The 25,448-nt window shown below is 70.8% G+C and carries 27 protein-coding genes; 4 read left to right on the top strand and 23 right to left on the bottom strand.

What is annotated here, in order from left to right:
• Positions 1-38 precede the first annotated feature (38 nt).
• The 6 genes from DEJ02_RS11460 to DEJ02_RS11485 form a co-directional block, all read right to left on the bottom strand.
• Positions 39-854, bottom strand: a complete 816-nt coding sequence (locus DEJ02_RS11460) for an SseB family protein (protein WP_111033173.1) — start codon at positions 852-854, stop codon at positions 39-41.
• 4 nt (positions 855-858) lie between these two features.
• Entirely contained in the window at positions 859-1,605 is a 747-nt protein-coding gene (priA, locus tag DEJ02_RS11465) for a bifunctional 1-(5-phosphoribosyl)-5-((5-phosphoribosylamino)methylideneamino)imidazole-4-carboxamide isomerase/phosphoribosylanthranilate isomerase PriA (protein WP_017885902.1), read from the bottom strand.
• A gap of 97 nt (positions 1,606-1,702) precedes the next feature.
• Complete coding sequence (gene hisH / locus DEJ02_RS11470; RefSeq protein ID WP_071405609.1) at positions 1,703-2,341, bottom strand: imidazole glycerol phosphate synthase subunit HisH; 639 nt, start codon at positions 2,339-2,341, stop codon at positions 1,703-1,705.
• The gene (gene hisB, locus DEJ02_RS11475) at positions 2,338-2,940 is read right to left on the bottom strand and encodes an imidazoleglycerol-phosphate dehydratase HisB (RefSeq protein WP_111033174.1); all 603 of its coding nucleotides are present in this window, start codon (positions 2,938-2,940) and stop codon (positions 2,338-2,340) included. The genes hisH and hisB overlap by 4 nt, the downstream gene beginning before the upstream one ends.
• The gene (locus DEJ02_RS11480; protein ID WP_111033175.1) at positions 2,937-4,043 is read right to left on the bottom strand and encodes a histidinol-phosphate transaminase; all 1,107 of its coding nucleotides are present in this window, start codon (positions 4,041-4,043) and stop codon (positions 2,937-2,939) included. The genes hisB and DEJ02_RS11480 overlap by 4 nt, the downstream gene beginning before the upstream one ends.
• Positions 4,044-4,107: 64 nt before the next feature.
• Positions 4,108-4,485, bottom strand: a complete 378-nt coding sequence (locus DEJ02_RS11485) for a LysM peptidoglycan-binding domain-containing protein (protein ID WP_027464774.1) — start codon at positions 4,483-4,485, stop codon at positions 4,108-4,110.
• A 236-nt stretch (positions 4,486-4,721) separates the two neighbouring features.
• On the opposite strand from DEJ02_RS11485, the gene lexA reads away from it, so the two are divergent.
• Positions 4,722-5,366, top strand: coding sequence for a transcriptional repressor LexA (gene lexA / locus DEJ02_RS11490; RefSeq protein ID WP_027464773.1), 645 nt, complete (start codon positions 4,722-4,724; stop codon positions 5,364-5,366).
• 198 nt (positions 5,367-5,564) lie between these two features.
• Here the strand turns inward: lexA and hflX are convergent, their stop codons facing one another.
• Positions 5,565-7,106 (bottom strand): GTPase HflX, encoded by a 1,542-nt coding sequence (gene hflX / locus DEJ02_RS11495; RefSeq protein ID WP_111033176.1) that lies wholly within the window; start codon positions 7,104-7,106, stop codon positions 5,565-5,567.
• Positions 7,107-7,167: 61 nt separating this feature from the next.
• Here hflX and DEJ02_RS11500 point away from each other — a divergent pair, with 61 nt between their 5' ends.
• Positions 7,168-7,779, top strand: coding sequence for a class I SAM-dependent methyltransferase (locus DEJ02_RS11500; RefSeq protein ID WP_111033177.1), 612 nt, complete (start codon positions 7,168-7,170; stop codon positions 7,777-7,779).
• 151 nt (positions 7,780-7,930) lie between these two features.
• Here DEJ02_RS11500 and dapF read toward each other — a convergent pair whose 3' ends face one another.
• The 14 genes from dapF to DEJ02_RS11570 form a co-directional block, all read right to left on the bottom strand.
• The gene (dapF, locus tag DEJ02_RS11505; protein WP_027464770.1) at positions 7,931-8,821 is read right to left on the bottom strand and encodes a diaminopimelate epimerase; all 891 of its coding nucleotides are present in this window, start codon (positions 8,819-8,821) and stop codon (positions 7,931-7,933) included.
• Positions 8,818-9,729: a tRNA (adenosine(37)-N6)-dimethylallyltransferase MiaA gene (gene miaA, locus DEJ02_RS11510; RefSeq protein ID WP_111033178.1), complete on the bottom strand. Its 912-nt coding sequence runs from the start codon at positions 9,727-9,729 to the stop codon at positions 8,818-8,820. The genes dapF and miaA overlap by 4 nt, the downstream gene beginning before the upstream one ends.
• Positions 9,730-9,787: 58 nt before the next feature.
• Positions 9,788-11,284, bottom strand: a complete 1,497-nt coding sequence (gene miaB / locus DEJ02_RS11515) for a tRNA (N6-isopentenyl adenosine(37)-C2)-methylthiotransferase MiaB (protein WP_111033179.1) — start codon at positions 11,282-11,284, stop codon at positions 9,788-9,790.
• A gap of 26 nt (positions 11,285-11,310) precedes the next feature.
• A complete protein-coding gene (locus DEJ02_RS11520) occupies positions 11,311-12,225 on the bottom strand; it encodes a regulatory protein RecX (RefSeq protein ID WP_111033180.1) in 915 nt (304 codons plus the stop codon).
• On the bottom strand, positions 12,222-13,283 hold the full coding sequence (gene recA, locus DEJ02_RS11525; RefSeq protein WP_027464767.1) for a recombinase RecA: 1,062 nt from the start codon (positions 13,281-13,283) through the stop codon (positions 12,222-12,224). The genes DEJ02_RS11520 and recA overlap by 4 nt, the downstream gene beginning before the upstream one ends.
• Before the next feature lie 272 nt (positions 13,284-13,555).
• Positions 13,556-13,780, bottom strand: a complete 225-nt coding sequence (locus DEJ02_RS11530) for a DUF3046 domain-containing protein (RefSeq protein ID WP_017885915.1) — start codon at positions 13,778-13,780, stop codon at positions 13,556-13,558.
• A gap of 86 nt (positions 13,781-13,866) precedes the next feature.
• Positions 13,867-14,175: a helix-turn-helix domain-containing protein gene (locus DEJ02_RS11535; RefSeq protein ID WP_027464765.1), complete on the bottom strand. Its 309-nt coding sequence runs from the start codon at positions 14,173-14,175 to the stop codon at positions 13,867-13,869.
• Between the two features lie 154 nt (positions 14,176-14,329).
• A complete protein-coding gene (locus DEJ02_RS11540) occupies positions 14,330-14,857 on the bottom strand; it encodes a CinA family protein (RefSeq protein WP_110864739.1) in 528 nt (175 codons plus the stop codon).
• Positions 14,854-15,498, bottom strand: coding sequence for a CDP-diacylglycerol--glycerol-3-phosphate 3-phosphatidyltransferase (gene pgsA / locus DEJ02_RS11545; protein WP_164941245.1), 645 nt, complete (start codon positions 15,496-15,498; stop codon positions 14,854-14,856). The genes DEJ02_RS11540 and pgsA overlap by 4 nt, the downstream gene beginning before the upstream one ends.
• Before the next feature lie 5 nt (positions 15,499-15,503).
• Positions 15,504-18,437, bottom strand: a complete 2,934-nt coding sequence (locus tag DEJ02_RS11550; protein ID WP_111033181.1) for a DNA translocase FtsK — start codon at positions 18,435-18,437, stop codon at positions 15,504-15,506.
• A 128-nt stretch (positions 18,438-18,565) separates the two neighbouring features.
• Positions 18,566-20,242 (bottom strand): ribonuclease J, encoded by a 1,677-nt coding sequence (locus DEJ02_RS11555; RefSeq protein WP_027464761.1) that lies wholly within the window; start codon positions 20,240-20,242, stop codon positions 18,566-18,568.
• Positions 20,243-20,291: 49 nt separating this feature from the next.
• Positions 20,292-21,269: a 4-hydroxy-tetrahydrodipicolinate synthase gene (gene dapA / locus DEJ02_RS11560; RefSeq protein ID WP_017885921.1), complete on the bottom strand. Its 978-nt coding sequence runs from the start codon at positions 21,267-21,269 to the stop codon at positions 20,292-20,294.
• Positions 21,270-21,394: 125 nt separating this feature from the next.
• Positions 21,395-21,895 carry a dihydrofolate reductase gene (locus tag DEJ02_RS11565; RefSeq protein WP_111033182.1) on the bottom strand — a complete coding sequence of 167 codons (501 nt, stop codon included), beginning with the start codon at positions 21,893-21,895 and terminating at the stop codon, positions 21,395-21,397.
• Positions 21,895-22,725, bottom strand: coding sequence for a thymidylate synthase (locus DEJ02_RS11570; protein WP_111033183.1), 831 nt, complete (start codon positions 22,723-22,725; stop codon positions 21,895-21,897). Before DEJ02_RS11570 ends, DEJ02_RS11565 begins: the two co-directional genes overlap by 1 nt.
• Before the next feature lie 38 nt (positions 22,726-22,763).
• Between DEJ02_RS11570 and DEJ02_RS11575 the strand changes: the two genes are divergently transcribed.
• Positions 22,764-23,678 carry a TIGR01777 family oxidoreductase gene (locus tag DEJ02_RS11575; protein ID WP_111033184.1) on the top strand — a complete coding sequence of 305 codons (915 nt, stop codon included), beginning with the start codon at positions 22,764-22,766 and terminating at the stop codon, positions 23,676-23,678.
• 19 nt (positions 23,679-23,697) lie between these two features.
• Here the strand turns inward: DEJ02_RS11575 and DEJ02_RS11580 are convergent, their stop codons facing one another.
• A complete protein-coding gene (locus DEJ02_RS11580) occupies positions 23,698-24,162 on the bottom strand; it encodes a tetratricopeptide repeat protein (RefSeq protein WP_017885925.1) in 465 nt (154 codons plus the stop codon).
• A gap of 14 nt (positions 24,163-24,176) precedes the next feature.
• Positions 24,177-24,923 (bottom strand): 4-hydroxy-tetrahydrodipicolinate reductase, encoded by a 747-nt coding sequence (locus tag DEJ02_RS11585; RefSeq protein ID WP_228513608.1) that lies wholly within the window; start codon positions 24,921-24,923, stop codon positions 24,177-24,179.
• 23 nt (positions 24,924-24,946) lie between these two features.
• Between DEJ02_RS11585 and DEJ02_RS11590 the strand changes: the two genes are divergently transcribed.
• Positions 24,947-25,438 (top strand): GNAT family N-acetyltransferase, encoded by a 492-nt coding sequence (locus DEJ02_RS11590; RefSeq protein WP_111033186.1) that lies wholly within the window; start codon positions 24,947-24,949, stop codon positions 25,436-25,438.
• The last annotated feature ends 10 nt before the right edge of the window (positions 25,439-25,448 follow it).

Consider the following 25,448-nt stretch of genomic DNA (forward strand, 5'->3'; position numbering starts at 1 on the left):
TCGGGCTGGGCCGGGTCGCACCGCCGCACTGCTGCTCGTCAGGCAGCGCGCAGGGCGACGCGCATGCTGTCGACCCGCTCCGCGATCACGGGGTCGGTCGACCACCGCTGCTGCAGCCGACCGACGAGCTCGCCGACCTGCTCGCGGTCGAGCCCCGGGTGCAGGGCCAGTCCCACCGTCAGCTCCGGCCCGGCGAACCGGCCGACCGGGTCGCCCGGCGCGAGTTCGACACGGGCGACGCTGGACTCCCCCTCGACCGAGGCCGCGAAGGCGCGAGCCACCTCGGGGTCCTCGAAGCACGGGGTCCACGGAAGGTCCTGCCCGAGCGCCCACACCGCCGGACGACGCAGCACGAACTCGGTCGGCGACTTCGGGTCGAGCACGACGAGCTGGGTGTCCTCGCTCGCCGCGGCCATCGCCACACGGCGGGACTCCACCGGCACCGGACGCGCGTCCGGGTCCCACGCGTGCATGGCGTCCACCGAGGTGAACGCCGGCATCACGCTGCGACCGTCCGGACCGGCGACCGTCACGATCGAGAGTTCCTGGGTCTTGTCGACGAGCTTGCCCTCGTCGGTCTCCCCCACGTCACCGGCCTCGGCGATGAGCGGGATGAGCAGCCGGGCGGTCCGGAGCGCCTCGACGATCGCCGCCTGGGACGCACCGTCGGCGATCGCACCGATGGCCGCGACCACCGCGGGATCGGCGAGTCCGTCGTCCTCGGCGAACGCGGTGTCGTGGTGGTCGAACGTGCGGCCTTCCCACGAGAAGCCCGCCGAGTCCGCCGCCCCGCCGGGGGTGTGCGCGTCGTCGGCGTCCGGCCCGGTGCCGCGGCCGTTCGAGATGCCCGCCACGGCGTTACTCGGAGGCGATGTCGAGTGCGGCCGGCAGCGTGAACGCCCCGGAGTACAGCGCCTTGCCGATGATCGCGCCCTCGAGCCCGTACGGCACGAGTTCGCGGAGCGCACGGAGGTCGTCGAGCGTGGAGATCCCGCCGGAGGCCACCACGGGCTGGTCGGTCCGGTCGCACACCTGGCGGAGCAGTTCGACGTTGGGCCCCTGCAGCGTGCCGTCCTTCGTGACGTCGGTCACCACGTAGCGGGCGCACCCGGCGGCTTCCAGCCGGTCGAGCACCTCCCACAGGTCACCGGCGTCCTCGGTCCAGCCGCGGCTCGACAGCGTGGTGCCGCGGACGTCCAGCCCGACGGCGATCTGCTCGCCGTACTCACCGATCACCCGCGCGGCCCAGTCCGGGTTCTCGAGCGCCGCGGTGCCGAGGTTCACGCGCGCCGCACCGGTCGCCAGTGCCGCTTCGAGCGAGGCGTCGTCGCGGATGCCGCCGGACAGCTCGACCGAGACACCCTCGACCTCGCGGACGGCGTGCGCGATCACCCGGCGGTTGTCGCCACGACCGAAGGCTGCGTCGAGGTCGACGAGGTGGATCCACTCGGCACCCTGGTCGCGCCAGGTCCGGGCAGCGGCGACGGGGTCGCCGTAGCCGGTCTCGCTCCCCGCCTCGCCCTGGGTGAGTCGCACGGCCTGTCCGTCGACGACGTCGACAGCCGGCAGCAGGACGAGGGGCGGGGTGTCGGTGAGGTCGGTCATGGTCCTGTCGGTTTCGTTGCGGTGGAGAAGGGGCTGCGGACAGCCGGGAGGCCCGGTGCGCGTCCGGCACGGCCGTCGCGCCCGGCACCGGCCGGGTTCAGAGCGAACGCACCCAGTTGGAGAGCAGGCGGATGCCCGGCTCGCCGGACTTCTCGGGGTGGAACTGCGTGGCGGTGAGCGGCCCGTTCTCGACCGCGGCGATGAACGGCTGCCCGTGCTCCGCCCAGGTCAGACGGGGCGCACGGAACGGCCCGTACGCCTCGAGCGGGAAGTCGGTCACGCCGTAGGAGTGCACGAAGTAGAAACGCTCGTCGTGCAGCCCGTCGAACAGCACGGAGTCCTCGGGGGCCTGCACGGTGTTCCAGCCCATGTGCGGCAGCACCTCGGCCTGGATCTCCTGCACGGTGCCGGGCCACTGCCCGAGCCCTTCGACGTCGGCACCACGCTCGATGCCCCGCGAGAACAGGACCTGCATGCCGACGCAGATGCCGAGCACGGGTCGCCCGCCGGCCAGACGGTGGTCGACGATCTCGCCGCCCTGCACGCCCTCGAGCTGGTCGATCACGGCGGCGAACGCCCCGACGCCGGGGACGAGCAGGCCGTCGGCCTTGAGCGCCGCCTGCTTGTCCGAGGTCAGGGTGACCTCGGCGCCGGCGCGCTCGAGTGCCTTGGCGGCGGAGTGGACGTTCCCCGACCCGTAGTCGAGGACGACGACGTTCGGCTTGGCGGCGGTCACAGGGCACCCTTCGTGGAGGGGATGCCGTCGACGCGCGGGTCCAGTTCGACCGCCTTGCGCACGGCACGGGCGAACGCCTTGAACTCGGCTTCGGCGATGTGGTGGGGGTCGCGGCCCTCGAGCACGCGGACGTGGACGGTGATGCCGGCGTTGAACGTGATCGCCTCGAACACGTGGCGGACCATCGAGCCGGTGAAGTGGCCGCCGATGCGGTGGAACTCGAAGCCCGCGGGCTCGCCGGAGTGCACCAGGAACGGACGCCCGGAGACGTCGACGACGGCCTGGGCCAGCGCTTCGTCCAACGGGACCAGGGCGTCGCCGTACCGGCCGATGCCGGAGCGGTCGCCGAGGGCCTGCTTGATCGCCTGACCGAGCACGATGCCGGTGTCCTCGACCGTGTGGTGCACGTCGATGTCGGTGTCACCCGTCGAACGCACCCGCAGGTCGATCAGGGAGTGCTTGCTGAACGCGGTCAGCATGTGGTCGAAGAACGGGACGGAGGTCGAGATCGACGAGGTCCCGGTGCCGTCCAGGTCGAGCTCGAGTTCGACACTCGATTCGCTCGTCGAACGGCTGATCGAGGCGGTGCGGGCGGTCATGCCTCAACCCTAACCGGCGGCTGCTCGGCGGCGACCTGCCGCATGGCGTCGAGGAACGCGGTCGTCTCGGCTTCGGTCCCCGCACTCACACGCAGGTGGTTCGGGATCCCGAGGTCGCGCACGATGACGTCGCGCTCGAGCAGCGCCTCGAACGCGGCGTTCGGGTCGGCGACACCACCGAAGAGGACGAAGTTCGACCAGGTCTCGTAGGTGCGGTACCCCATGGCCTGGAGCTCGGTGACCATGCGGTCACGCTGCCCCTTGATGTCGTCGACCATCGCCAGCATCTCGGGGGCGTGCCGGAGTGCCGCGATCGCCGCCGCCTGGGTCAGCGCGGACAGGTGGTACGGCAGCCGGACCAGCCGGACGGCGTCGACGACGGCGGGGTGTGCGGCCATGTAGCCGACCCGGGCACCGGCGAACGCGAACGCCTTGCTCATCGTGCGGGAGACCACCAGGCGCTCACGACCGGGCAGCAGCGTGAGGGCGCTCGGGGCGTCGGACGGCATGAACTCGGCGTACGCCTCGTCCACCATCACGATGCCGTCGGTCGCGTCGTAGGCGGCCGCGATCGTCTCGATGTCGAGCGGGGTCCCCGTCGGGTTGTTCGGCCCGCACAGGAACACGATGTCCGGCTGGTGCTCTCGGATCGCCGCCACGACGGTCTCGGGCGAGATGCGGAACTCATCGTCCCGCTGGGCCGGGATCCACGTGGTGCCGGTGCCCGACGCGAGGATCGAGTGCATCGAGTAGGTGGGCGGGAACCCGAGCACCGAGCGACCGGGCCCGCCGAACGCCTGGAGGAGCTGCTGCAACACCTCGTTCGACCCGTTCGCCGCCCAGAGCTGCTCGGCGGTCAGGTCGTGTCCGAGGTAGTCGGCGAGCGACTGCCGGAGCTCGGTGAACTCGCGGTCCGGGTAGCGGTTGACCGTCAGCAGGGCCTGCCGGATCGACTCGACGATGTCGGCAGCGACGTCGTCCGGAACGGGATGCGTGTTCTCGTTGACGTTGAGCTGCACGCGGACGTGTTTCTGCGGGGCGCCGTACGGACTCTGCCCGCGCAGGTCGTCTCGGATCGGGAGGTCTTCGAGCGTGAATGCCACCGATCCATCGTAGGCCGCTGTCACCGTGCGACGACCAGCCGTCTGGACGGCACTGCCAGAGTGGCTACTCGCCGTCGGTGTACTTGGTGGGGATGGCGATCTCTTCGCCGGCCTGCAGCGCGGAGCCGTCGAGCGCGTTGAGGCTCACGACGTCCTGCACGAAGTCACGCGGGTCCGAGTTCGGGGCCGTCTGCTCGGCGAGCTGCCAGAGCGTCTCGCCCGGCTGGATCGTCACGGTCTCGAACTGGGTGCGGGCGCCGCCGGCGGTGGCGTCTCCGGCGGAGGCCTGCCCGCCGTTCAGCACGCCGAGGGCGACGACGATGAGGAGCGGGAGCGCGGCGAGCGTCGTGAAGACGATGCGGCCGCGACGCGTCAGACGCAGGCGGGTACGCACGGCGGGCGCCGCGGTGCGCTGGATGTCAGCGATGGCGATGGTGCTCATGTCGTTCTTGCCTTCCCGTTCGGTGGAACCGAAGTCGTGTACCGAACATAGTTTCGAATCAGCGGACGCACAAGTCCTGGGAGTGGATTTCTGCGGGGTTTTCTTGCGACACGCTCGAACAGGTGTTTGTCCGGCCCTGGCTGGTCGGATACTGTTTCGATCGACTGGGACAAGCCTGACGGGGACCACCGACATTCCCGCCGCGGCCGGACCGGCACCGACGAAAGCGAGACGACGTGGTGGACGAACTGCGGGGCCAGAAGCCGCTGACGCCGAAGCAGCAGGCGATCTTCGACGCGATCCGTGCGTCGATCGCCTCACGGGGCTACCCGCCGAGCATGCGCGAGATCGGCGACGCCGCCGGGCTCTCCTCGCTCTCCAGCGTCTCCCACCAGCTCGGCCAGCTCGAGCTCGGTGGCTGGATCCGCCGCGACCCGAACCGCCCGCGCGCGCTCGAGGTCCTGGTCGACGAGCCGTCGTCCGACGTCGGCGGCCCGGACATCGACGCCACCACGCTCGTGCCGCTCGTCGGCCGGATCGCCGCCGGTGTCCCGATCACCGCCGAGCAGCACGTCGACGAGATCATCCCGCTCCCCCGACAGCTCGTCGGCACCGGCGAGCTGTTCATGCTCAAGGTCGTCGGTGAGTCGATGATCGACGCCGCGATCTGCGACGGTGACTGGGTCGTCGTCCGGTCGCAGCAGACCGCCGAGAACGGTGACATCGTCGCGGCCATGCTCGACGAAGAGGCGACGGTCAAGGTCTTCCGCCAGCGCGACGGTCACACGTGGCTGCTGCCGCGCAACTCCGCCTTCGAGCCGATCCTCGGCGACGCGGCCTCGGTCCTCGGCAAGGTCGTCGCGGTCCTCCGCTCCCTCTGACCGCGGCCCGCGCTGCACCAGCGCGAGACGCCGTCGTCCCCGTATGACGCCCCCAGCACGGCGAAACGCCGCCGGATCCGGCGGCGTTTCGTGTGTTCCGGGGCGTCTCGGCGACGTGACGGCGTCCGGCGGACCCGTCACGGGCCTCCAGGCCGCGCGGCAGCGCTTCCCAGCGCCAGCGCCCGCCAGAGCCGGTCGTCAGACGGTGGGGACCGGCGTGACCACGTAGGGCTCGAGCTCGGAGACCTGCCGCTGGAAGACGCGCACCCGCAGGCGCGTGCCGTCCTCGACGTAGTCGACGGACTCGACCGAGCCGGTGTCGTGCAGCGACGACACCAGGTCGCCGCGGTCGTACGGCACCACGATCGTCAGGTCGACGTCGGGCTCCGGCAGGCGGTCCTCGATGACGCTGAGGAGCTCCGGGATGCCCTCGCCCGTGCGCGCCGACACGAACACCGCGTCCGGCACGAGTCCGATGAGCACGAGGCGCTGCGCGTCGTCGATCAGATCGGCCTTGTTGAAGACGACGATCTCCGGGATGTCACCCGCACCGACGTCGCCGATGACCTCGCGCACGGTGGACAGCTGCGCACCGGGGTCGGGGTGCGAGCCGTCGACCACGTGCACGATGACGTCGGCGTCGCCGACCTCTTCGAGGGTGGAGCGGAAGGCCTCGACGAGCTGGTGCGGCAGGTTGCGGACGAAGCCGACCGTGTCGACGAACGTGAACTCCCGGCCCTTGGCGCTCTCGGTCCGACGGACGGTGGCATCCAGCGTCGCGAACAGCTGATTCTGCACCAGCACGCCCGCGCTCGTCAGCCGGTTGAGCAGCGACGACTTGCCGGCGTTGGTGTAGCCCGCGATCGCGACGCTCGGCACCTCGTTGCGGTTGCGCTCGGCACGCTTGGCCTCACGGGCCGGGGTGAACCCGGCGATCTGCCGGCGGAGCTTCGCCATCCGCGTGTGGATCTTGCGGCGGTCGAGCTCCATCTTCGTCTCACCGGGGCCACGAGAGCCCATGCCAGCGCCTCCGGAGACCTGGCCGCCGGCCTGCCGGGACATCGAGTCACCCCAACCGCGCAGTCGAGGCAGCAGGTACTGCAGCTGGGCGAGTTCGACCTGCGCCTTCCCCTCGCGGGTCTTCGCGTGCTGGCTGAAGATGTCGAGGATCACGGCCGTGCGGTCGATGACCTTCACCTTCACGACGTCCTCGAGCGCACGACGCTGCGAGGGTGCCAGTTCGGTGTCGGCGATGACGGTGTCGGCGCCGGTGGCTTTGACGACCATCGCGAGCTCCTGGGCTTTGCCCTTGCCCAGGTAGGTGGCCGGGTCCGGGTTCGGCCGGCGCTGGAGGAGCCCGTCGAGCACCACGGCGCCCGCGGTCTCGGCGAGTGCCGCGAGCTCGCGGAGGGAGTTCTCGGCGTCCGAGGCGTCGCCCTGGGGGTACACGCCGATCAGGACGACCTGCTCGAGCCGCAGCTGGCGGTACTCGACCTCGGTGACGTCCTCGAGTTCGGTGGAGAGGCCGGCGACACGGCGCAGCGCCGCTCGGTCCTCACGGTCGTACTGGTCGCCGTCGCCGGTCCAGCTGCGGTCGTCGACCGACTGCGTCTGGATGGCCTGGGCGGGTGCGAAGATGGACGATGCTGCGCGGTGGTCTGCGTTGCGCAACACCCTCTCGACGACACCGTCTGCGCTGTCGTCGTTGGTCTGGTGGTTCTGCTGATGGGTATCCGTCATCCTGTGCACAGGCTACCTCTGGAGGCCCTCCGACACACTCGGTTGCCGGTACGGTTCATCCATGGCGAACGACCACTACTTCTCGGCCACCCCCGAGAGCGAACTCCGGCCGCGCCAGGTGCACGTCACGCTCGCCGGTCAGCCCCTCACCCTGTCGACCGCGGCGGGGGTCTTCAGCCCCGACGGCGTCGACCGCGGCACGAAGGTCCTGCTCGGTTCGGTGCCGGCACCCGCTGCCGACGGTGCCCTGCTCGACATCGGCTGCGGCTGGGGCCCGATCGCGATCACCATGGCCCTGCAGTCCCCCGAGGCCCAGGTGTGGGGCGTCGACGTCAACGATCGGGTGCTCGGGCTCGCGCGCGCCAACGCTGCTGCTGCTGGGGCATCGAACGTCACGATCGCGCTGCCCGACGACGTGCCGGCCGACCTGCGCTTCCGCACGATCTGGTCGAACCCGCCGATCCGTGTCGGCAAGGACGAGCTGCACCAGATCCTGCTGACGTGGCTGCCCCGGCTCGAGGTCGGGGGCGACGCCTGGCTCGTCGTGTCGAAGGACCTCGGGGGCGACTCGTTGCAGAAGTGGCTCGTCGGCGCGCTCGGCTCGGGGTTCGCGGTCACGCGGGAGTCGACGGCGAAGGGGTTCCGCGTGATCCGGGTGCGGCGCAGCGCGTAGGGCGCGAGCGCACTTCGTGTGCGTGCGCGAGCGCGGGCGTGCACTTCGTGTGCGTGCACTTCGTGAGCAGGAATGGTCGGGTCGCCGCTGGGCACCCGACCATTTCTGCTCACGAAACGGCAACGAGGCTCCGCGTCCGACCGTCAGACCGTCAGACCGTCAGGTCGCCGGAGAACACGAGCTCGGCGGGACCGGACAGCGAGACGTGCTCGCCGTCCTCGGTCGCCGTCATCCGCACCGTCAGCAGCCCGCCCGGCACCCGCACGCGCCAGGTGTCCGGCGCCCCCGCACCGACCCAGTAGCGCGTCGCGAGGGCCGCAGCGACGGCCCCGGTGCCGCACGAGAGCGTCTCACCGCTCCCCCGCTCGTGCACCCGCATCGTGATCTCGCCGACGCCGTCCTTGATGAGGGGGTCGCCGGGCAGCACGAACTCGACGTTCGCACCGTGCTCCGGTGCCGGGTCGAGCACCGGCAGGAAGGTCAGGTCGAGGTCGGCCAGTTCGTCCTCGGTCTCGACGGCGACGACCACGTGCGGGTTGCCCACGTCGATGCCGATGCCGGGCCGCGCCCCGTCGAGGTTCTTGGCCCGGACGAGCACGTCGTCGGAGCCACCGCCCTCGATGCCCAGGCCCCATCGACCGAGGTCGGCGGCGAACCCGTTCGTGGTGCGCTGGATGTCGACCAGCCCCTTGCGACTGCCGACGGTGAGCGTCTCGCCGGGAGCAAGCTCGACCAGGCCGGACTCGGTCAGGTACCTGGCGAACACGCGGATGCCGTTGCCGCACATCTCCGCGACCGTGCCGTCGGCGTTGTGGTAGTCCATGAACCAGGTCGCCTCGGGCTCGACGGCCACGAGCGCCCGCCCCTCGGGGATCGCCTCGGACCGCACCGCGCGGATCACGCCGTCGCCGCCAACGCCGAAGCGTCGGTCCGCGATGGCGCGGATCCGCTCGGGGGTCAGGTCGACGGTGGCGTCGGGGTCGGCGAACAGGACGAAGTCGTTGCCGGTCCCCTGGCCCTTGGTGAAGTGCAGCTCGGTCACGGCACGATCCTACGGGCCAGTTCCGACAGGTCGCCGCGGTCCGCGCCCGTGACGTCGAGCGTCTCGGCATCGGCGTACCGGCGGAACCACGACACCTGCCGCCGGGCGTACTTGCGGGTCGCGATGCCGGTCGCCTCGACCGCCTGATCGCGGGTCGCCGTGCCGGCGAGCACCTCGAGCGCCTGCGAGTACCCGATGGCACCCCGCGCGGTCTTGCCCTGCTCGAGTCCCTGCTCGCGGAGCGCCGCGACCTCATCGACGAGTCCGGCCTCGAACATCCGCGCGGCCCGCTCGTGCAGCGCCGACACGAGCTGCTCGCGGTCACGCCGCAGGTGCAGGATCCGGGACGGTCGCCAGGCGCTGGGCGCGGCCGGGAGGCTCGGGGTCACGACCTCGGATCGGCTCGCTATCTCGAGTGCACGGATCAACCGCCGTGGGTTGCGCGCGTCGATCGTCGCGGCGGCCGCCGGGTCGAGGGCGCGGAGTCGGTCGAGCAGGATGCCCGGGCCGAGCTCCTCGTGCTCGCGCTCGAGCTGCGCGCGGAGCGCGGGATCGGTGCCCGGGAACGCCAGGTCGAACAGCACCGCGGAGACGTACAGGCCGCTGCCGCCGACGAGGACGGCCACGCCACCGTCGGCCTGGATCCGGTCGACGTCGGCTCGGGCGGCGACCTGGTAGGCGGCGACGCTCGCCTCGTCGGTGACCTCGAGCACGTCGAGCTGGTGGTGCGGGATGCCGTGCCGTTCCGCCGGCGGGAGCTTCGCAGTGCCGATGTCCATGCCCCGGTACAGCTGCATGGCATCCGCGTTGATGATCTCCGCGGGGCGGCCGGCAGCACGCAGCCGCTCTGCGATCGCGATGCCGAGGTCGGACTTGCCGGTCCCCGTCGCGCCGACCACTGCGATCATGTCCGGGGCGTCTCCGGATGTCGGCGACGCGGCGCTCGTCGGCACAGACCCGGGGAGCTCAGCGGCCGACACGGAGCGTGGGCAGCCCGAGCGAGACCGGACGGGGCCCGTCGCCGGCGGCGGCAGCGGGCGTGGGCACGCCGCAGCTCTCGGCCTGCGCGCGGTCCCAGGCGTCGCCGGCCCGGGTGCGTCGGATGCGCAGCGGCGCGTCGTCGTCGGCGAGCAGGAAGTGCGGTGCGGCACGGGTGATGTCGACGGTGACCACGTCGCCCGGGCGCGGGACCTCGGACCCGGCGGGCACGGTGAAGTGCACGAGCCGGGAGTCCTCCGCGCGACCGGAGAGCCGGCGGGTGGCGTCGTCCTTACGCCCTTCGCCCGAGGCGACGAGCACCTCGACGCTCCGGCCGACCTGCAGCGCATTCTCTTCCGCGGTGATGCGTTCCTGCAGGGCGACGAGTCGCTCGTAGCGCTCCTGCACGATGTGCTTCGGCAGCTGGTCGTCCATCGTCGCCGCCGGCGTACCCGGGCGGATCGAGTACTGGAACGTGAACGCCGAGGCAAACCGTGCCTGCTCGACGACGCGCAGGGTGTCCTCGAAGTCGGCGTCGGTCTCGCCGGGGAACCCGACGATGATGTCGGTGGAGATCGCCGCGTGCGGGATCTTCGCGCGGACGCGGTCGAGGATGCCGAGGAACCGCTCGCTGCGGTAGCTCCGGCGCATGGCCTTGAGCACCCGGTCGGAACCCGACTGCAACGGCATGTGCAGCTGGGGCATCACGTTCGGGGTCTCGGCCATCGCATCGATGACGTCGTCGGTGAACGCCGCCGGGTGCGGGCTGGTGAAGCGGACGCGCTCGAGCCCCTCGATGGCCCCGGTGGCCCGCAGCAGCTTGCCGAACGCCTGTCGGTCGCCGAACTCGACCCCGTAGGAGTTCACGTTCTGCCCGAGCAGCGTGACCTCGATCGCGCCGTCGTCGACGAGCGCCTGGATCTCGGCCAGGACGTCACCGGGACGGCGGTCCTTCTCCTTGCCACGGAGCGAGGGGACGATGCAGAACGTGCAGGTGTTGTTGCAGCCGACCGAGATGGAGACCCAGCCGCTGTGCGTCGAGTCGCGCTTGGTCGGCAGCGTCGACGGGAAGACGTCGAGCGCCTCGAGGATCTCGATCTGCGCCTCGTCGTTGTGCCGCGCCCGCTCGAGCAGGGTCGGCAGCGACCCCATGTTGTGCGTGCCGAAGACGACGTCGACCCACGGCGCCTTCTCGAGGATGACGTTCTTGTCCTTCTGCGCCAGGCACCCGCCGACGGCGATCTGCATGCCGGGATGCTCGCGCTTGACGCCCGCGAGCTGCCCGAGGTTGCCGTACAGCCGGTTGTCCGCGTTCTCGCGCACCGCGCAGGTGTTGATGACGACGACGTCGGCCTGCGCACCGTCCGCAGCGGTGTAGCCCGCGGCCTGCAGTGAGCCGCTCAACCGCTCGGAGTCGTGGACGTTCATCTGGCACCCGTAGGTGCGGACTTCGTAGGTGCGGGGGCGCGCTTCGACGGTGGCCATGGTCGTCCCAGTGTAGGTCGGAGCGGCTACTCGAACCGGACGGTCCCGCGGCCGGAAGGCGGCCGTTTCCCGCCGCCGTCGAGTGCCCGCGCGACGGCGATCCGGACGACACCGGAGCTGTAGCCCTTGCGCATCAGGAAGCCGGACAGCCGGCGTTCCGCGGTCGCCCGGTCGAGTCCGCGCATCTGCGGCGCCCGCTTGTCGGCGAGCTCCTGCGCGCGGAGGAACTCGTCGTCCTCGTCGTCGGCTGCTTCGTCGAGCGCGGTGTCGATCGCCACCTGGTCGATCCCCCGGCGACGGAGCTCGGTCACGACACCCTGTCGACCGAGGCCCTTGCGGGCGTGCAGTCGATCCACCAGGTCGGTGGCGAGGGCGACGTCGTCGAGGAGCCCGACACGGGTCAACCGCTCGATCTCGTGCTCGACCACGTCGGGGTCGAGGTCCTGCTGCAGCAGCAGGGTCCGCATCTCGGACTCGCTCACGCCCTTGCGCCCGAGGGCACGCAGGCTGAGCCGTTCGGCGTCCGCGCGCTGTTCGTCGAGCGGACGGGGTGCGTCGGCCGGGTCGATCTCCTCGCCGCCGGCGATGGAGAACACCGACGCCGTGGTGGCGTCAGCCGTCTCGGAGTCGTAGCCGTTCTGCTCCGCACGGTTCGAGCGCCCGCTGCCGTCTCCGATGACGGGCGACACCCATGCTGCCGGCCCGCGGGCACCGTGCAGGGGCACCGGCGAATCGGCGTCGAACGATGCGGGGAACTCGTCCGCACGACCTTCGTCCGACTCGGGCAGCGCCCAGCCGTCGGTGTCGCGCGGTTCGTCCGGTGACACCGGAGGCTCGGGGATCGCGGGCGTCACCGGAGTGACGGGGGCACGGCGACGAGACCTCGCACCGAACAGGTCGGTGACCGGTGCGAGGCCGTCGTCGTCGTGGTCGGTGCTCACGCGCCCTTGCGCTCCGCGAGCTTCGGCGCGATCGACTCGACCGGGGCGTCCTCGGCCTTGGCGCCGCCGACGCCGAGCTTGGCGAGGATCTTGCCTTCGATGTCGGCAGCGATCTCGGGGTTCTGGATCAGGAAGGAACGCGAGTTCTCCTTGCCCTGCCCGAGCTGGTCGCCGTCGTAGGTGTACCAGGCGCCCGACTTCTTGACGATGCCGTGGTCGACACCGAAGTCGAGCAGCGAGCCTTCGCGCGAGATGCCGACGCCGTACAGGATGTCGAACTCGGCCTGCTTGAAGGGCGGCGCCATCTTGTTCTTGACGACCTTGACACGCGTGCGGTTGCCCACCGCGTCGGTGCCGCTCTTGAGCGTCTCGATGCGGCGGATGTCGAGGCGGACGGACGCGTAGAACTTCAGCGCCTTACCGCCCGAGGTGGTCTCGGGCGAACCGAAGAACACGCCGATCTTCTCGCGCAGCTGGTTGATGAAGATCATCGTGGTCTGCGTCTGGTTCAGGCCACCGGCGAGCTTCCGCAGGGCCTGGGACATGAGGCGGGCCTGCAGACCGACGTGCGAGTCACCCATCTCGCCCTCGATCTCGGCACGGGGCACGAGGGCCGCGACGGAGTCGATGACGATGAGGTCGATGGAACCGGAGCGGACCAGCATGTCCGCGATCTCGAGCGCCTGCTCGGCGGTGTCGGGCTGCGACACGAGCAGGGCGTCGATGTCGACACCGAGCTTCTTGGCGTACTCGGGGTCGAGCGCGTGCTCGGCGTCGATGAAGGCCGCGATGCCACCGGCGCGCTGGGCGTTGGCGATGGCGTGGATGGTGAGGGTCGTCTTACCCGACGACTCCGGGCCGTAGATCTCGACGATGCGGCCGCGGGGCAGGCCACCGATGCCGAGCGCGACGTCCAGCGCCACCGACCCGGTCTGGATGACGTTGACGGGGGCGCGTTCGTCCGAACCGAGGCGCATGATCGCACCCTTGCCGAACTGCCTGTCGATCTGTGCGAGTGCGGTCTCGAGGGCCTTCTCGCGGTCTGCCGGTGATGGCATGGGGTGCTCCTTCGTGCTCGTGTTCGGCCGCCTGTAGGCTGTCGCGTCCACGCCGGCCGATGGTGCAAGGCCGATGGTTCTGCGACAAGGCTTCGGGCTGTTCCCGATGTCCATCAACCTATGGCGAGCCACCGACATCACTGCCGACGGTCACGCGATCTGTGGATGGAACATCCGGGCGACGCCGCTGTGGAGGAAGCTACCACCGATCGAACACGCGTTCGAGCAACACGCCGAACACAGTTTCGGGTGCGCCGCCCCGCGGAACCCGCTCAGTCCTGGGGTTCGGCGAGGCCCTTGCCGTGCCGACGGTCCATCGGGACGTCCTGCGAGTCGCACAGTGCGTCCCACACCCGGCGGGCGTCGATGCCGGCGGCGAGGGCGTCCACGGCGGAGCGACCACCGAGCCCTTCGAGCACGACGTCACGGGTGACCACGGAACCGTAGGCCTCGCCGAACACCTGGTCGACGGCTCGCCAGAACTCACTCACGCGCATCCGACCAGCCTAGGCGCGTGGTCGTGGACCGGAACGCAGAACGCCCCCGCCGGGAAGGACCGGCGAGGGCGTTCGGTGCGGTGCGCTCAGCGAACCGCGAGGTCGTTGTCGAACTCGGCGACGAGGTCGTCCGGGAGCGTGTCGGGAACGGGGGTCAGCCCCTCGACGATCGCGAGGCGGTCGCCCACTTCGCGCATGATGGTCGAGATGGGCGTGTCCAGAGCATCCGCGACGGACGCGAGGATCTCCGAGCTGGCTTCCTTCTGCCCGCGCTCGACCTCACTGAGGTACCCGAGCGCGACACTGGCCTTGGACGCGACCTGACGGAGGGTCCGGCCCTTCTGCAAGCGGAAGTCCCGGAGCACATCGCCGATTTCCTGACGAACGAGAACCATGAGAACTCCTCCTCTCTGTCGTCTCCGCGCCCGCTCGGTCCGGTGGATCGAGTTCGGGTTCAGCAACAATAGCGTTGCCGGTTGCAGCATGTTAGCCAGGCTGGCTGCCGTACTGCTGGAGATTTCGTGAGATGTAACCCAGTGGAAACGGGACCTATTCCCGGCCCCGGACCTCGGACGACATCCGTGCAAGGAGTTCGGAGACGGTGGCGTGCCGGATTGCTCCCCGGTCACCGTCGAGGTGCAGCTCGAAGGCCTCGGCCCCCGCGGCGGAGGCGATCCCCACGTACACGGTGCCGACGGGCTTGCCGTCCTGCGGGTCCGGGCCGGCGACGCCCGTCGTGCTGATCCCCCACGTCGCGGGTTCTCCGTCGACGGACAGCGCGATCCGGACACCGGCGGCCATCTGCCGAGCGACCTCGGGGTGCACGGCGCCCTCGGCCTCGAGCAGCTCCGCCGAGACCCCGAGCACCGAGTGCTTCACGGGCGTCGCGTACGCCACGACGCCGCCGCGGACGACGGCGCTCGCGCCCGGCACGTCGACGAGCGTCGCGACGACGAGTCCGCCGGTCAGCGACTCCGCCACGGCGAGGGTCTCGCCCCGTGCCGTCAGTTCGGCGATGAGTCCCGGTGCGACCGGGACGGGAGGCGCGGCCTGCGTCGAGCGGTCGGGCCCGGTCATGCGGTGGTGCGGTTGTGCTTCCATGCCTGCCAGAGGTAGTCGATCCCGCTCAGGATCGTTGCCAGGAACGCGGCCGTCATCAGGATCCCGTTGACCCAGTGCGCCCAGTCGCCGACCAGGTTCCACCACGGGAACAGCGCTGCCGTCAGGGCGACGGCCTGCAGCACGGTCTTGATCTTGCCGCCGCGGCTGGCCGGGATCACCCGGTCGGAGAGCACCGCGAACCGGAAGACCGTGATGCCGATCTCGCGCACCATGATCAGCACGGTCACGTACCAGGGCAACTCGGCCAGGATCGACAGCGCGACGAGCGCACCACCGATGAGCACCTTGTCGGCGATCGGGTCGACGAGCTTGCCGAAGTCCGTGACCAGGTTCTGCCGACGGGCGATGATGCCGTCGGCGCTGTCCGTGACGATGGCCACGACGAACACGACCGCGGCCCAGATGCGCAGCGGCCCGTCGTTGCCGGCGTCGGTGAGCAGCAGGACGAAGAACAGCGGCGCCATGAGGATGCGCACCACCGTGATGATGTTCGCGACGTTCGCGGTCGACGCCGGGCCGGGGCCCTTGCGCAGCAGCCGCCCGCGCCACGGGAACCGTGCGCCGTGCGTGGTGTTCGTGCTGTCCGAGGCGGTCATCGCCGTCACTCCCTGCCCGTCAGTCCCCACGCGTCCTCATCAGGCTCGTCGTGGACTTCATCGTACCCGCGGGTCATGTCCCCGACGGGGTCTGCTCCGTAGCGGTCACCGTCGCCGGACGGCGTCGGGGCCGGCGCCGCCGGAGCAGCCGCGGCGGGCGGCTCCTCGCCACGGAGCTTCGCGAGCACCGCGGGCAGCTGGTCGGCGGTCACCAGGACGTCGCGGGCCTTCGAGCCCTCGGACGGCCCGACGATGTCGCGCGACTCCATCAGGTCCATCAGGCGACCGGCCTTGGCGAAGCCGACGCGGAGCTTGCGCTGCAGCATCGACGTCGAGCCGAACTGGGTCGACACGACCTGCTCGACGGCCGCGAGCAGCAGTTCCAGGTCGTCACCGATGTCGGCGTCGATCTCCTTGCGCTCGACCACGGCCTGGACGTCCTGGCGGTACTCGGGCTGCGCCTGCCGCGTGACGTGCTGGACGACCTCGGCGACCTCGCCCTCCTGCACCCAGGCACCCTGCACGCGGAGCGACTTGGACGAGCCCATCGGCAGGAAGAGCGCGTCGCCCTGACCGATGAGCTTGTCGGCGCCCGGCTGGTCGAGGATGACGCGGGAGTCCGTGACGCTCGTCACCGCGAAGGCGATGCGCGACGGCACGTTCGCCTTGATCAGGCCGGTGATGACGTCGACCGAGGGGCGCTGCGTCGCGAGCACCAGGTGGATGCCGGCGGCGCGGGCGAGCTGGGTGATGCGGACGATCGACTCCTCGACGTCCCGCGGCGCCACGAGCATGAGGTCGGCGAGCTCGTCGACGACGACGAGCAGGTACGGGTACGGCTTGAGCTTCCGCTCGCTGCCCGCCGGCAGGACGATCTCGTTGTTCTCGATCGCCTTGTTGAAGTCGTCGACGTGGCGGAACCCGAACGACGCCAGGTCGTCGTACCGCATGTCCATCTCCTTCACGACCCACTGCAGCGCTTCGGCCGCCTTCTTCGGGTTCGTGATGATGGGCGTGATGAGGTGCGGGACACCGGCGTAGATCGAGAGCTCGACGCGCTTCGGGTCGACCAGGACCATGCGGACCTCGGACGGCTTCGCGCGCATCAGCAGCGACGTGATCATCGAGTTGATGAACACCGACTTGCCGGAACCGGTGGAGCCGGCGACGAGCAGGTGCGGCATCTTCGCGAGGTTCGCGACGACGAAGCCGCCCTCGACGTCCTTGCCGACGCCGATCGTCATCGGGTGCTTCGACTTGCGGGCGGCGTTCGAGCGCAGCACGTCACCGAGCGAGACGATCTCGCGGTCGGTGTTCGGGATCTCGACGCCGATGGCGCTCTTGCCCGGGATCGGCGACAGGATGCGGACCTCGTTGGAGGCGACCGCGTACGACAGGTTCTTCGACAGGGCCGTGACCCGCTCGACCTTGACGCCGGGGCCGAGCTCGATCTCGTACCGGGTCACCGTCGGCCCGCGGGAGAACCCGGTGACCTTCGCGTCGACCTTGAACTCGGTGAGCACCCCGGTGATGGCGGCGACGATGTCGTCGTTCGCCTGGCTCCGCGCGACCGAGGGCGTTCCGGAGCTCAGCGTCGTGGCGGCGGGCAGCCGGTAGGGCTTCGACGGATCGTCGTCGGAACCGGCGGCGGCGGCGCTCAGCTCGGCGGCGGCGTCGATGTCCTCCGGCTCGTCGACGATCTCGGGCTCGGCCAGCACCTCGGGGACCGCGGGACGGATGTCGGCGGTCGGCTCCGGCCGCGCGGGGACGTCGGTGCCGAACGCGCGGAGCGCCTGCTCGGCGTCCTGCAGGTCCTGCTCGACGGAGTCGTTGAGGTTGACCGACGCGGGCTCGGCCGGCGTGAGGTCGACGAGCCCGGCGGCGGCACCGGCGTTCGGGCTCACCGCGGGCGCAGCGGGCACGACGGGGGCAGCTGGTGCGACGGCAGCGGCAGCCGGGGCGACCCCGGTGGCCGGGGGCAGCACGGGGCTGTCGTACGCCGGGTCCTCTTCGCGCCCGGACTTGTTCCGGCGCCACCACGGCACGTTGTCGCCACCGGCTTCGGCGTCGGCAGCGGCCTGCTCGTCACCGAACCCGAGGTCGTCGAACAGCTGGAAGTCGGTGTCGCCCTTCTTGCCACGCTTCGACGTGCGGGCGCGGGCAGCGGGCTCCGCCACGGCGGCGGCGTCGGCCTCGGGTTCTGCTGCGGGGGCCGGGGCGCCGAACAGGTAGGCGTAGAGCTCGTGCAGGCGTCGCCCGAGCTTGTTCGGCGGCGTCTTGGTGATGATGAAGAGCGAGAGCACCAGCAGCACGATCGCCACGGGGACGGCCACCCAGGCGGTCGCGATCGTGACGAGCCAGCCGATGACCACCCAGCCCAGCACCCCACCGGCGGCGGCCAGCGCGGGCATGCCGTCGGCCGCGCTCGGACGGCCGCCGAAGACGTGGCAGAGCGAGGCGATCGACACGATCAGGATGCCCAGGCCGATGCCGATCCGGGTGTTGTCGTGCACCGAGGCCGGGTGCCGGAACAACCACCCGGCGAACACGATCATGATGACGGGCAGGGCGAACGCCAGGCGGCCGAACAGCCCACCGAACGTGTACGCGTCGAGTGCGACGGAGACACTGTTGGTCGGGTTGAGCCACTCGACGACCCCGCCGGCGATGGCCAGCAGGAACAGCAGGAACGGGAACCCGTCGCGCCGCTGGTCCTTCTCGAGGGTCTCCTTGCCGAGCAGCCGGAACATCGCGCCGACCCCGTGCGCCATCGCGAGCCAGAAGGTCACGAGCGGGTTCTGCTCGCGGAACACCGGCGTGGGTGCGGCCTGCGGCAGCTTCTTCGTCGTGGCCTGGGTGCGCGACGAACCGCGCGTCCCGTTGCCACGGGACGACGTGGACGCGCGCGAGCGCGTGGTCGACTTGGTGCCTCCGGCCATGGGCAGAACCCTAACGCCCGCTCAGGACAAACGCAGGAAGGCCCGCCGCAGCGTCCGTGACGGACGCTGGACGGGCCTCCCGGGCCGGACGGACGCGAACGCGAACGCCGCCCACCCGCGCACGGGCCCTACGCCTCGATGACCACCGGGACGATCATCGGACGACGACGGTGCTTCGTGTTCACCCAGCGACCGACCGTGCGACGGACGACCTGCGCGAAGGCGTGCGAGTCACGCGTGCCGTTGGCCGCAGCCTCGGAGATCGCCTTGGCGATCTGCGGGCGGACGTCGTCGAAGACGGAGTCGTCCTCGGCGAAGCCGCGCGACTGGATCTCCGGGCCGATCACGCACTGCCCGGTGGTGAAGTCCACCGCGCAGAAGATCGAGATGAAGCCCTCTTCCGCCAGGACGCGGCGGTCCTTCAGGTCGGCGTCGGTGATCTCGCCGACGGTGGAGCCGTCGACGTAGACGTAGCCGATGTCGAGCTGGCCGGCGACCGTCGCGACGCCGTCCTTCAGGTCGACGACGATGCCGTCCTGCCCGAGGATCACGTTGCGCGGCGGGACACCCGTCTGGATCGCCAGGTCGGCGTTCGCGTACAGGTGGCGGTGCTCGCCGTGGACGGGGAGCACGTTGCGCGGCCGCAGGATGTTGTAGCAGTAGAGCAGCTCGCCGGCGGAGGCGTGTCCGGAGACGTGCACCTTCGCGTTGCCCTTGTGCACGACCTTCGCACCGAGCTTGGTCAGCCCGTCGATGACGCGGTACACGGCGTTCTCGTTGCCCGGGATGAGCGACGACGCGAGGATGACGGTGTCGCCCTCGCCGATCTCGATCTGGTGCTCGAGGTTCGCCATGCGGGCCAGGACGGCCATCGGCTCACCCTGCGACCCGGTCGACATGTAGACGATCTGGTCGTCGGGGACGTTCTTCGCCTTCTTCGTGTCGATGAGCACGTTCTCCGGCACCCGCAGGTACCCGAGGTCGGCGGCGATCGTCATGTTGCGGATCATCGAGCGGCCCATGAACGCGACCTTGCGGTTCGCGGCTGCGGCGGCGTCGAGGACCTGCTGCACGCGGTGCACATGCGACGAGAAGCTCGCCACGACGACCTTCTTGCGGGCGCGCATGATGATGTTCTCGAGCACCGGGCCGATGTCGCGCTCCGGAGCGGTGAAGCCCGGCACGTCGGCGTTCGTGGAGTCCGGCAGGAACAGGTCCACGCCGGCCTCGCCCAGACGGGCGAACGCACGGAGGTCGGTGATGCGGTCGTCCAGCGGGAGCTGGTCCATCTTGAAGTCACCCGTGTGCAGCACACGACCGGCGGGGGTCGTGATCGCGACGGCGAGGGCGTCCGGGATGGAGTGGTTCACGGCGACGAACTCGAGGTGGAACGGGCCGATCTGCTCGGTCTGGTCCTCGGCCACGACGAGCGTGTACGGCTTGATCCGGTGTTCCTTGAGCTTCGCCTCGACCAGCGCCAGGGTCAGCGTGGAGCCGATCAGCGGGATGTCGTCGCGGAGCTTGAGCAGGTACGGGACGGCGCCGATGTGGTCTTCGTGGCCGTGCGTGAGCACGACACCGAGCACGTCGTCGAGACGGTCACGGATCGGCGAGAAGTCCGGCAGGATCAGGTCGACACCGGGCTGGTGCTCCTCGGGGAACAGCACGCCGGCGTCGACGATGAGCAGCTTGCCCTCGTACTCGTAGACGGTCATGTTGCGACCGATCTCGCCGAGGCCCCCGATGGGGACGACGCGGAGGGTGCCGGCTTCGAGCGGCTGCGGTTCGGAGATCTGTGTGGGCATTCGGTCCTACGGATTCGGGCGACGCGCGTGCTGCGCGCCGCGGTGTTCGCTAGCGGGTGGTGCCTGGCACCTTCGGTAGTGCACCGCCGGCCGCCGCGTTGCGGTCGGGGCGGAAGTTCGAGAAGTCGGCGCCGGGCACGTCGCGCACGGCTTCGAGGGAGGTCTCGATGGCGTACGCCTCGGAGTCCTCGGGGCCGACGAGCGGCAGTCGGACGCGCGGGCTTCCGATGCGGCCGAGCCCGTGCAGGATGTACTTGGCGGCCACGGTACCGGGAACGTGCGTCATCACGGCGCGGACGAGCGGCTCGAGTCGCTTGTGCTCGGCCGTCGCGGTGGCCAGGTCGCCCCGGTTCACCGCATCGACGATGGTGCGGTACGGCGCGCTCGTGATGTTCGCGGTCACGCCGATCAGGCCGGTGGCGCCGATCGACAGGTGCGGGAGCACGTTCGTGTCGTCGCCGGAGAAGTACATGAGGTCGGTGTTGTTCAGCACCCGCGAGACCTCGGCGAAGTCACCCTTGGCGTCCTTCACGGCGAGGATGTTCGGGTGCTTGGACGCACGCAGGATCGTGTCGTACGTGATCGGGATGCCGGTGCGGCCCGGGATGTCGTACAGGATCACCGGCAGGTCGGTGGCGTCCGCGATCATCCGGAAGTGGGTGAGGACACCCGACTGCGTCGGCTTGTTGTAGTACGGCGTGACGATCATCACGCCGTCGGCGCCGGCCTTCTCGCTCTGCTTGTACAGGTGGATCGCGTGCGCGGTCTCGTTCGAGCCACCGCCCGTGATGATCTTCGCGCGGCCGGCGGCGACGGACTTGCCGACCTCGACCAGACGGAGCTTCTCCGGGTCGGTCAGCGTCGACGTCTCGCCGGTCGTGCCGGTGACGACGATGCCGTCGGCGCCGGCGGTGATGCAGTCGTCGATGTGCTGCTCGACGCCGGGCCAGTCGACCTCGCCGTCGGCCGTGAACGGGGTCACGAGGGCGACGAGGACCTGACCGAAGGGATTCTCACGCGGGGACACGGGCACCAGCGTACCGGGGATGCGCGCGAGGACCGCCGTCCGTGTGGACGGTGGACCGCCTGCGGCGCGGCCGGGAGGCCCGGATCACGTCCGTCCCGCCGGTCACGCCCGGCCCGTGCGGGCGCTCAGGCGCGGCGCTGCCACTCCAGGAACCGGTAGCGGGTGCCGTCGTTCCGGGACTCCTGCCAGGGGCCCTCGTCGGTGAGCATCCAGCCGGCCCCCTCGTCGAGCGTGGGTGCGACGGTGTCACCGGGCACGTCGACGTCGATCAGCGTCTCGGAGACGTGGTCGGCCGCGTCGAGTGCGGCGGCGTAGACCTGACCGCCGCCGATGACCCACACGGTCGCGTCGGCGCCCTCGGCACGCTCGAGTTCGGCCTGCAGGTCGTGCACGACCTCGGCGCCGTCGGCCGTCCACGACGTGTCCCGGGTGAGCACGACGTTGCGCCGACCGGGCAGCGGCCGGAAGCGCTCGGGCAGGGACTCCCAGGTGCGCCGGCCCATCAGCACGGTCGCGTCGCCGGTGACCTGCTTGAAGTGCGCCAGGTCTTCGGGCACGTGCCAGGGCATGCCGCCGTCGGCACCGATGACACCGGTGGTCGATCGGGCCCAGACCATGCCGATCATCAGACGGCGACCGCGGCCTTGATCGCCGGGTGGTGCTCGTAGCCGACGACGGTGAAGTCCTCGTACTCGTAGTCGTCGATCGAGTCGCGCGGTGCGAGTTCGAGCGTCGGCATCGGGTACGCCGTGCGGGACAGCTGCTCCTCGACCTGTTCGACGTGGTTGTCGTAGATGTGGCAGTCGCCGCCGGTCCAGACGAAGTCGCCGACCTCGAGCCCGGTCTGCGCCGCGATCATGTGGGTCAGCAGCGCGTACGAGGCGATGTTGAACGGGACGCCGAGGAACATGTCGGCGCTCCGCTGGTAGAGCTGGCACGAGAGCTTGCCGTCGTTGACGAAGAACTGGAAGAAGGCGTGGCACGGGGCGAGCGCCATGTCCGGCACGTCGGCGACGTTCCACGCCGAGACGATGAGCCGGCGGCTGTCCGGGTTGGTCTTGATCTGCTCGATGACCTGGGCGATCTGGTCGACGTGCTCGCCCGAGGGGGTCGGCCACGAGCGCCACTGCACGCCGTACACCGGGCCGAGGTCGCCGTCGGCGTCCGCCCACTCGTTCCAGATCCGGACACCGTGCTCCTGCAGCCAGGTGGCGTTGCCCTCGCCACGGAGGAACCAGAGGAGCTCGTACGCGACCGACTTGAAGTGCACGCGCTTCGTGCTGACGAGGGGGAAGCCCTTCGACAGGTCGTAGCGGAGCTGTGCACCGAACAGGCTGCGGGTGCCGGTGCCGGTGCGGTCACCCTTCGGCGAGCCCTCCGTCAGGACCCGGCGGAGCAGGTCTTCGTAGGGTGTCGGGACGGAGGCGTCGGGCTGTACGGTCTCGCTGTCGGTCACACGCAGAATCCTACGTCGGTGTGAGTAGCGTTGCGGGCATGCCCGACACGACGGAACAACCGCTCTCGATCCTGGTGGCCGGCTCGTCCGGGTTCATCGGGACGCCCCTCGTCCGCGCCCTGCGCGAGGCGGGGCACCACGTCACCACGCTCGTCCGCCGCGAAGCACGCACCGCGACCGAGTTCCGCTGGGCACCGGGGCGGCGTCCGCTCGACCCGGCGATCCTCGACGGTGCCGACGTGGTGATCAACCTGGCCGGCGCGAACATCGGCAAGCTGCCGTGGACGGACGCGTACCGCAAGGAGATCCGCAGCTCGCGCATCGACGCCACCGACACCCTGGTCGAGGCGATGCGGCACGCCGCCACTCCCCCGGCGCTGTTCCTGTCGGGCTCGGCCTCGGGCGTGTACGGCGACCGCCCGGCCGACGTGCTGCAGGACGACGCCGCCGCGGGCACGGGCTTCCTCGCCGACGTCTGCACCGCGTGGGAAGCCTCCGCGAACGCCGCTCCCGCCGGGGTCCGGGTCGTCACGCTCCGCACCGGCATCGTCATCGGCAAGGGCGGCGGTGCGCTCGCGCCGCTCGTCCCGCTGACGAAGCTCGGCGTCGGCAGCCGGCTCGGCACCGGTGGCCAGCACTGGCCCTGGATCGCACTCGAGGACGAGGTCGGCGCGATCGTGCACCTGGCGACCGCGGCACCGGACGTGTCCGGTCCGGTGAACCTGGCGGGCCCCGAGCCCGTCGTGGCCGACCGCATCACGAAGCACGTCGCCGAGGTCCTGCACCGCCCGTACCTCTTCCGGATCCCCGAGTTCGCCCTGCGCCTGGCGCTGCGGGACGCCGCCGACGACATGCTCCTGTCGAGCCAGCGGATGGTGCCCACGAAGCTGCTCGAGTCCGGCTACACGTTCCGGTACACGCAGGCGGCGGACGCGATCGACGCCGTCTTCTGATCCGCCTCCGGCCCCGGGGTCAGCGGTCGGCGGCGCGCGCCAGGGCGGTGCGCATCGCCGAACGCGCGCGCTTGCGGTCACCGGCGGCGTCGTAGACCACACCGAGCCGGTACCAGGCACGCCAGTCGGCCGGGTCCTGCTCGACCGCGTCGCGGTACCGCGGGAACAGCTCGTCGGCGGCGTCGCGGATCGGCCGGCCCGACGGCCGCACCGGGACGACGTCGTCCGGGGTGCCGCCCTCGGCCTCGAGCCGCGCGCCGAGCCGGGTGATGCGGATGCCGAAGCGGAACTCCAGCACGAGCAGGAGCGCCCCGATCGCGGCGACGACGAACAGCGCGACGCCGATGCCGATGCCGATCGGGATCCCGGTCGCGATGAAGGCGACGGCGCGCTGCCCGACGAGCACGATGTACAGGGCGAGCAGCACCGCCATCAGCGCTGCACCCCAGAACGGCGAGCGGATCGTGCGCCCGGCCCGCTCCATCCGACCCACGGCGGTCAGCCGATGCCGAGGACGCTGCCGAGGCCCACGGTGAGGCCGCGCGCCGACACCACGTTCGCCAGCGCCGCACGGATGCCCGCGACGTAGGCGACGTCGTCGTTGGTGTCGTGCCGGATCGTCAGCGTCTCGCCGGGTCCGCTCAGCACGACGTCCTGCACGGCCTTCACCCCGGGGAGCCGGAGCGAGTGGATGGGCACGCTGGCGACCTGCTGGCCGCGGGCGCGCTGGTCGACGTGCGGGGCGTCCACGGGACCGACCTCGCGCCGGGCGTCGGCCATCAGCTCGGCGGTGCGCACCGCGGTGCCCGAGGGCGAGTCGATCTTGCCGGCGTGGTGGGTCTCGACGATCTCGGCGGCGGGGAACCACGGTGCCGCGATCGTCGCCAGGTGGGTGCCGAGCACGGAGCCGATCGAGAAGTTCGGGACCACGAGCACCCCCTGGTCCGGGCGTTCCCGCAGCCCGGTTCGGAGCTTCGCGAGCCGGTCGAGCGACCAGCCGGAGGTGCCGACGAGCACGTTCGCGCCGCTCGAGAGCGCGTTCTCCACGATCGCCGGGCTGAGCGACGGCACCGTCACGTCGACCACCAGGGCCGCGCCGCCGAAGACCGACGGCGGCGCCTCGTGCGCGCCGTCCTTCGACGACAGGCGGGCGACGAGCTCGAACTCCGGGAGTTCCTCGACGACGGACGCCACGAGGCCCCCGAGACGACCGGTGGCGCCGACGACGGCGACGGGAGTGACCATGCGGTCCATCCTAGGATCGACGCATGTCAGTCGAGGTCAGGACCGTGCCGGCCGATCTGCCCGAGGTCGACGCGCTGCTCGACGCGTACCTGGACGAGCGCGAGGCGACGTTCCCGAGCACGCAGGGCACGTACTCGCGGAAGCGCACCCCCGCGGCCGAGTTCACGCCGCCGAACGGGGTGTTCGCGGTGGCGTACGACGACGACGTCGCGGTCGGCTGCGGCGGCATCCGTCGGATCGCGGACGGGGTCGACCCGACCGGCGCCGTCGACGTCCGGTTCGAGGTCAAGCACGTCTTCGTGGCGCCGACCGGGCGCGGCACGGGCGTGGCGACGGCGGTGATGGACCTGCTCGAGCGGGCCGGGGCGGACCTCGGCGCGACGAGCATCGTCCTCGACACGAACGACTCGCTCGTGGCGGCCGGCGCGATGTACCGCGGCCGCGGGTACCAGCGGGTCGAGCCGTTCAACGACAACCCGAACGCGACCGCCTGGTACCGCAAGCCGATCGCCTGAGCCGCCACGG

This window comes from Curtobacterium sp. MCLR17_042 (genome assembly GCF_003234695.1).
GTDB classification, from domain to species: Bacteria; Actinomycetota; Actinomycetes; order Actinomycetales; family Microbacteriaceae; genus Curtobacterium; species Curtobacterium flaccumfaciens.

Coding starts and splice junctions, on each gene's coding strand:
- DEJ02_RS11550 (WP_111033181.1), bottom strand. CDS start 18,437: ATGGCCGGAGGCACCAAGTCGACCACGCGCTCGCGCGCGTCCACGTCG.
- DEJ02_RS11540 (WP_110864739.1), bottom strand. CDS start 14,857: ATGACCGGGCCCGACCGCTCGACGCAGGCCGCGCCTCCCGTCCCGGTC.
- pgsA (WP_164941245.1), bottom strand. CDS start 15,498: ATGACCGCCTCGGACAGCACGAACACCACGCACGGCGCACGGTTCCCG.
- DEJ02_RS11500 (WP_111033177.1), top strand. CDS start 7,168: ATGGCGAACGACCACTACTTCTCGGCCACCCCCGAGAGCGAACTCCGG.
- DEJ02_RS11535 (WP_027464765.1), bottom strand. CDS start 14,175: ATGGTTCTCGTTCGTCAGGAAATCGGCGATGTGCTCCGGGACTTCCGC.
- DEJ02_RS11590 (WP_111033186.1), top strand. CDS start 24,947: ATGTCAGTCGAGGTCAGGACCGTGCCGGCCGATCTGCCCGAGGTCGAC.
- DEJ02_RS11575 (WP_111033184.1), top strand. CDS start 22,764: ATGCCCGACACGACGGAACAACCGCTCTCGATCCTGGTGGCCGGCTCG.
- hflX (WP_111033176.1), bottom strand. CDS start 7,106: ATGACGGATACCCATCAGCAGAACCACCAGACCAACGACGACAGCGCA.
- DEJ02_RS11585 (WP_228513608.1), bottom strand. CDS start 24,923: ATGGTCACTCCCGTCGCCGTCGTCGGCGCCACCGGTCGTCTCGGGGGC.
- priA (WP_017885902.1), bottom strand. CDS start 1,605: ATGACCGACCTCACCGACACCCCGCCCCTCGTCCTGCTGCCGGCTGTC.
- miaB (WP_111033179.1), bottom strand. CDS start 11,284: ATGGCCACCGTCGAAGCGCGCCCCCGCACCTACGAAGTCCGCACCTAC.
- recA (WP_027464767.1), bottom strand. CDS start 13,283: ATGCCATCACCGGCAGACCGCGAGAAGGCCCTCGAGACCGCACTCGCA.
- DEJ02_RS11555 (WP_027464761.1), bottom strand. CDS start 20,242: ATGCCCACACAGATCTCCGAACCGCAGCCGCTCGAAGCCGGCACCCTC.
- DEJ02_RS11530 (WP_017885915.1), bottom strand. CDS start 13,780: ATGCGCGTGAGTGAGTTCTGGCGAGCCGTCGACCAGGTGTTCGGCGAG.
- DEJ02_RS11485 (WP_027464774.1), bottom strand. CDS start 4,485: ATGAGCACCATCGCCATCGCTGACATCCAGCGCACCGCGGCGCCCGCC.
- DEJ02_RS11580 (WP_017885925.1), bottom strand. CDS start 24,162: ATGGAGCGGGCCGGGCGCACGATCCGCTCGCCGTTCTGGGGTGCAGCG.
- hisB (WP_111033174.1), bottom strand. CDS start 2,940: ATGACCGCCCGCACCGCCTCGATCAGCCGTTCGACGAGCGAATCGAGT.
- DEJ02_RS11565 (WP_111033182.1), bottom strand. CDS start 21,895: ATGATCGGCATGGTCTGGGCCCGATCGACCACCGGTGTCATCGGTGCC.
- miaA (WP_111033178.1), bottom strand. CDS start 9,729: ATGATCGCAGTGGTCGGCGCGACGGGGACCGGCAAGTCCGACCTCGGC.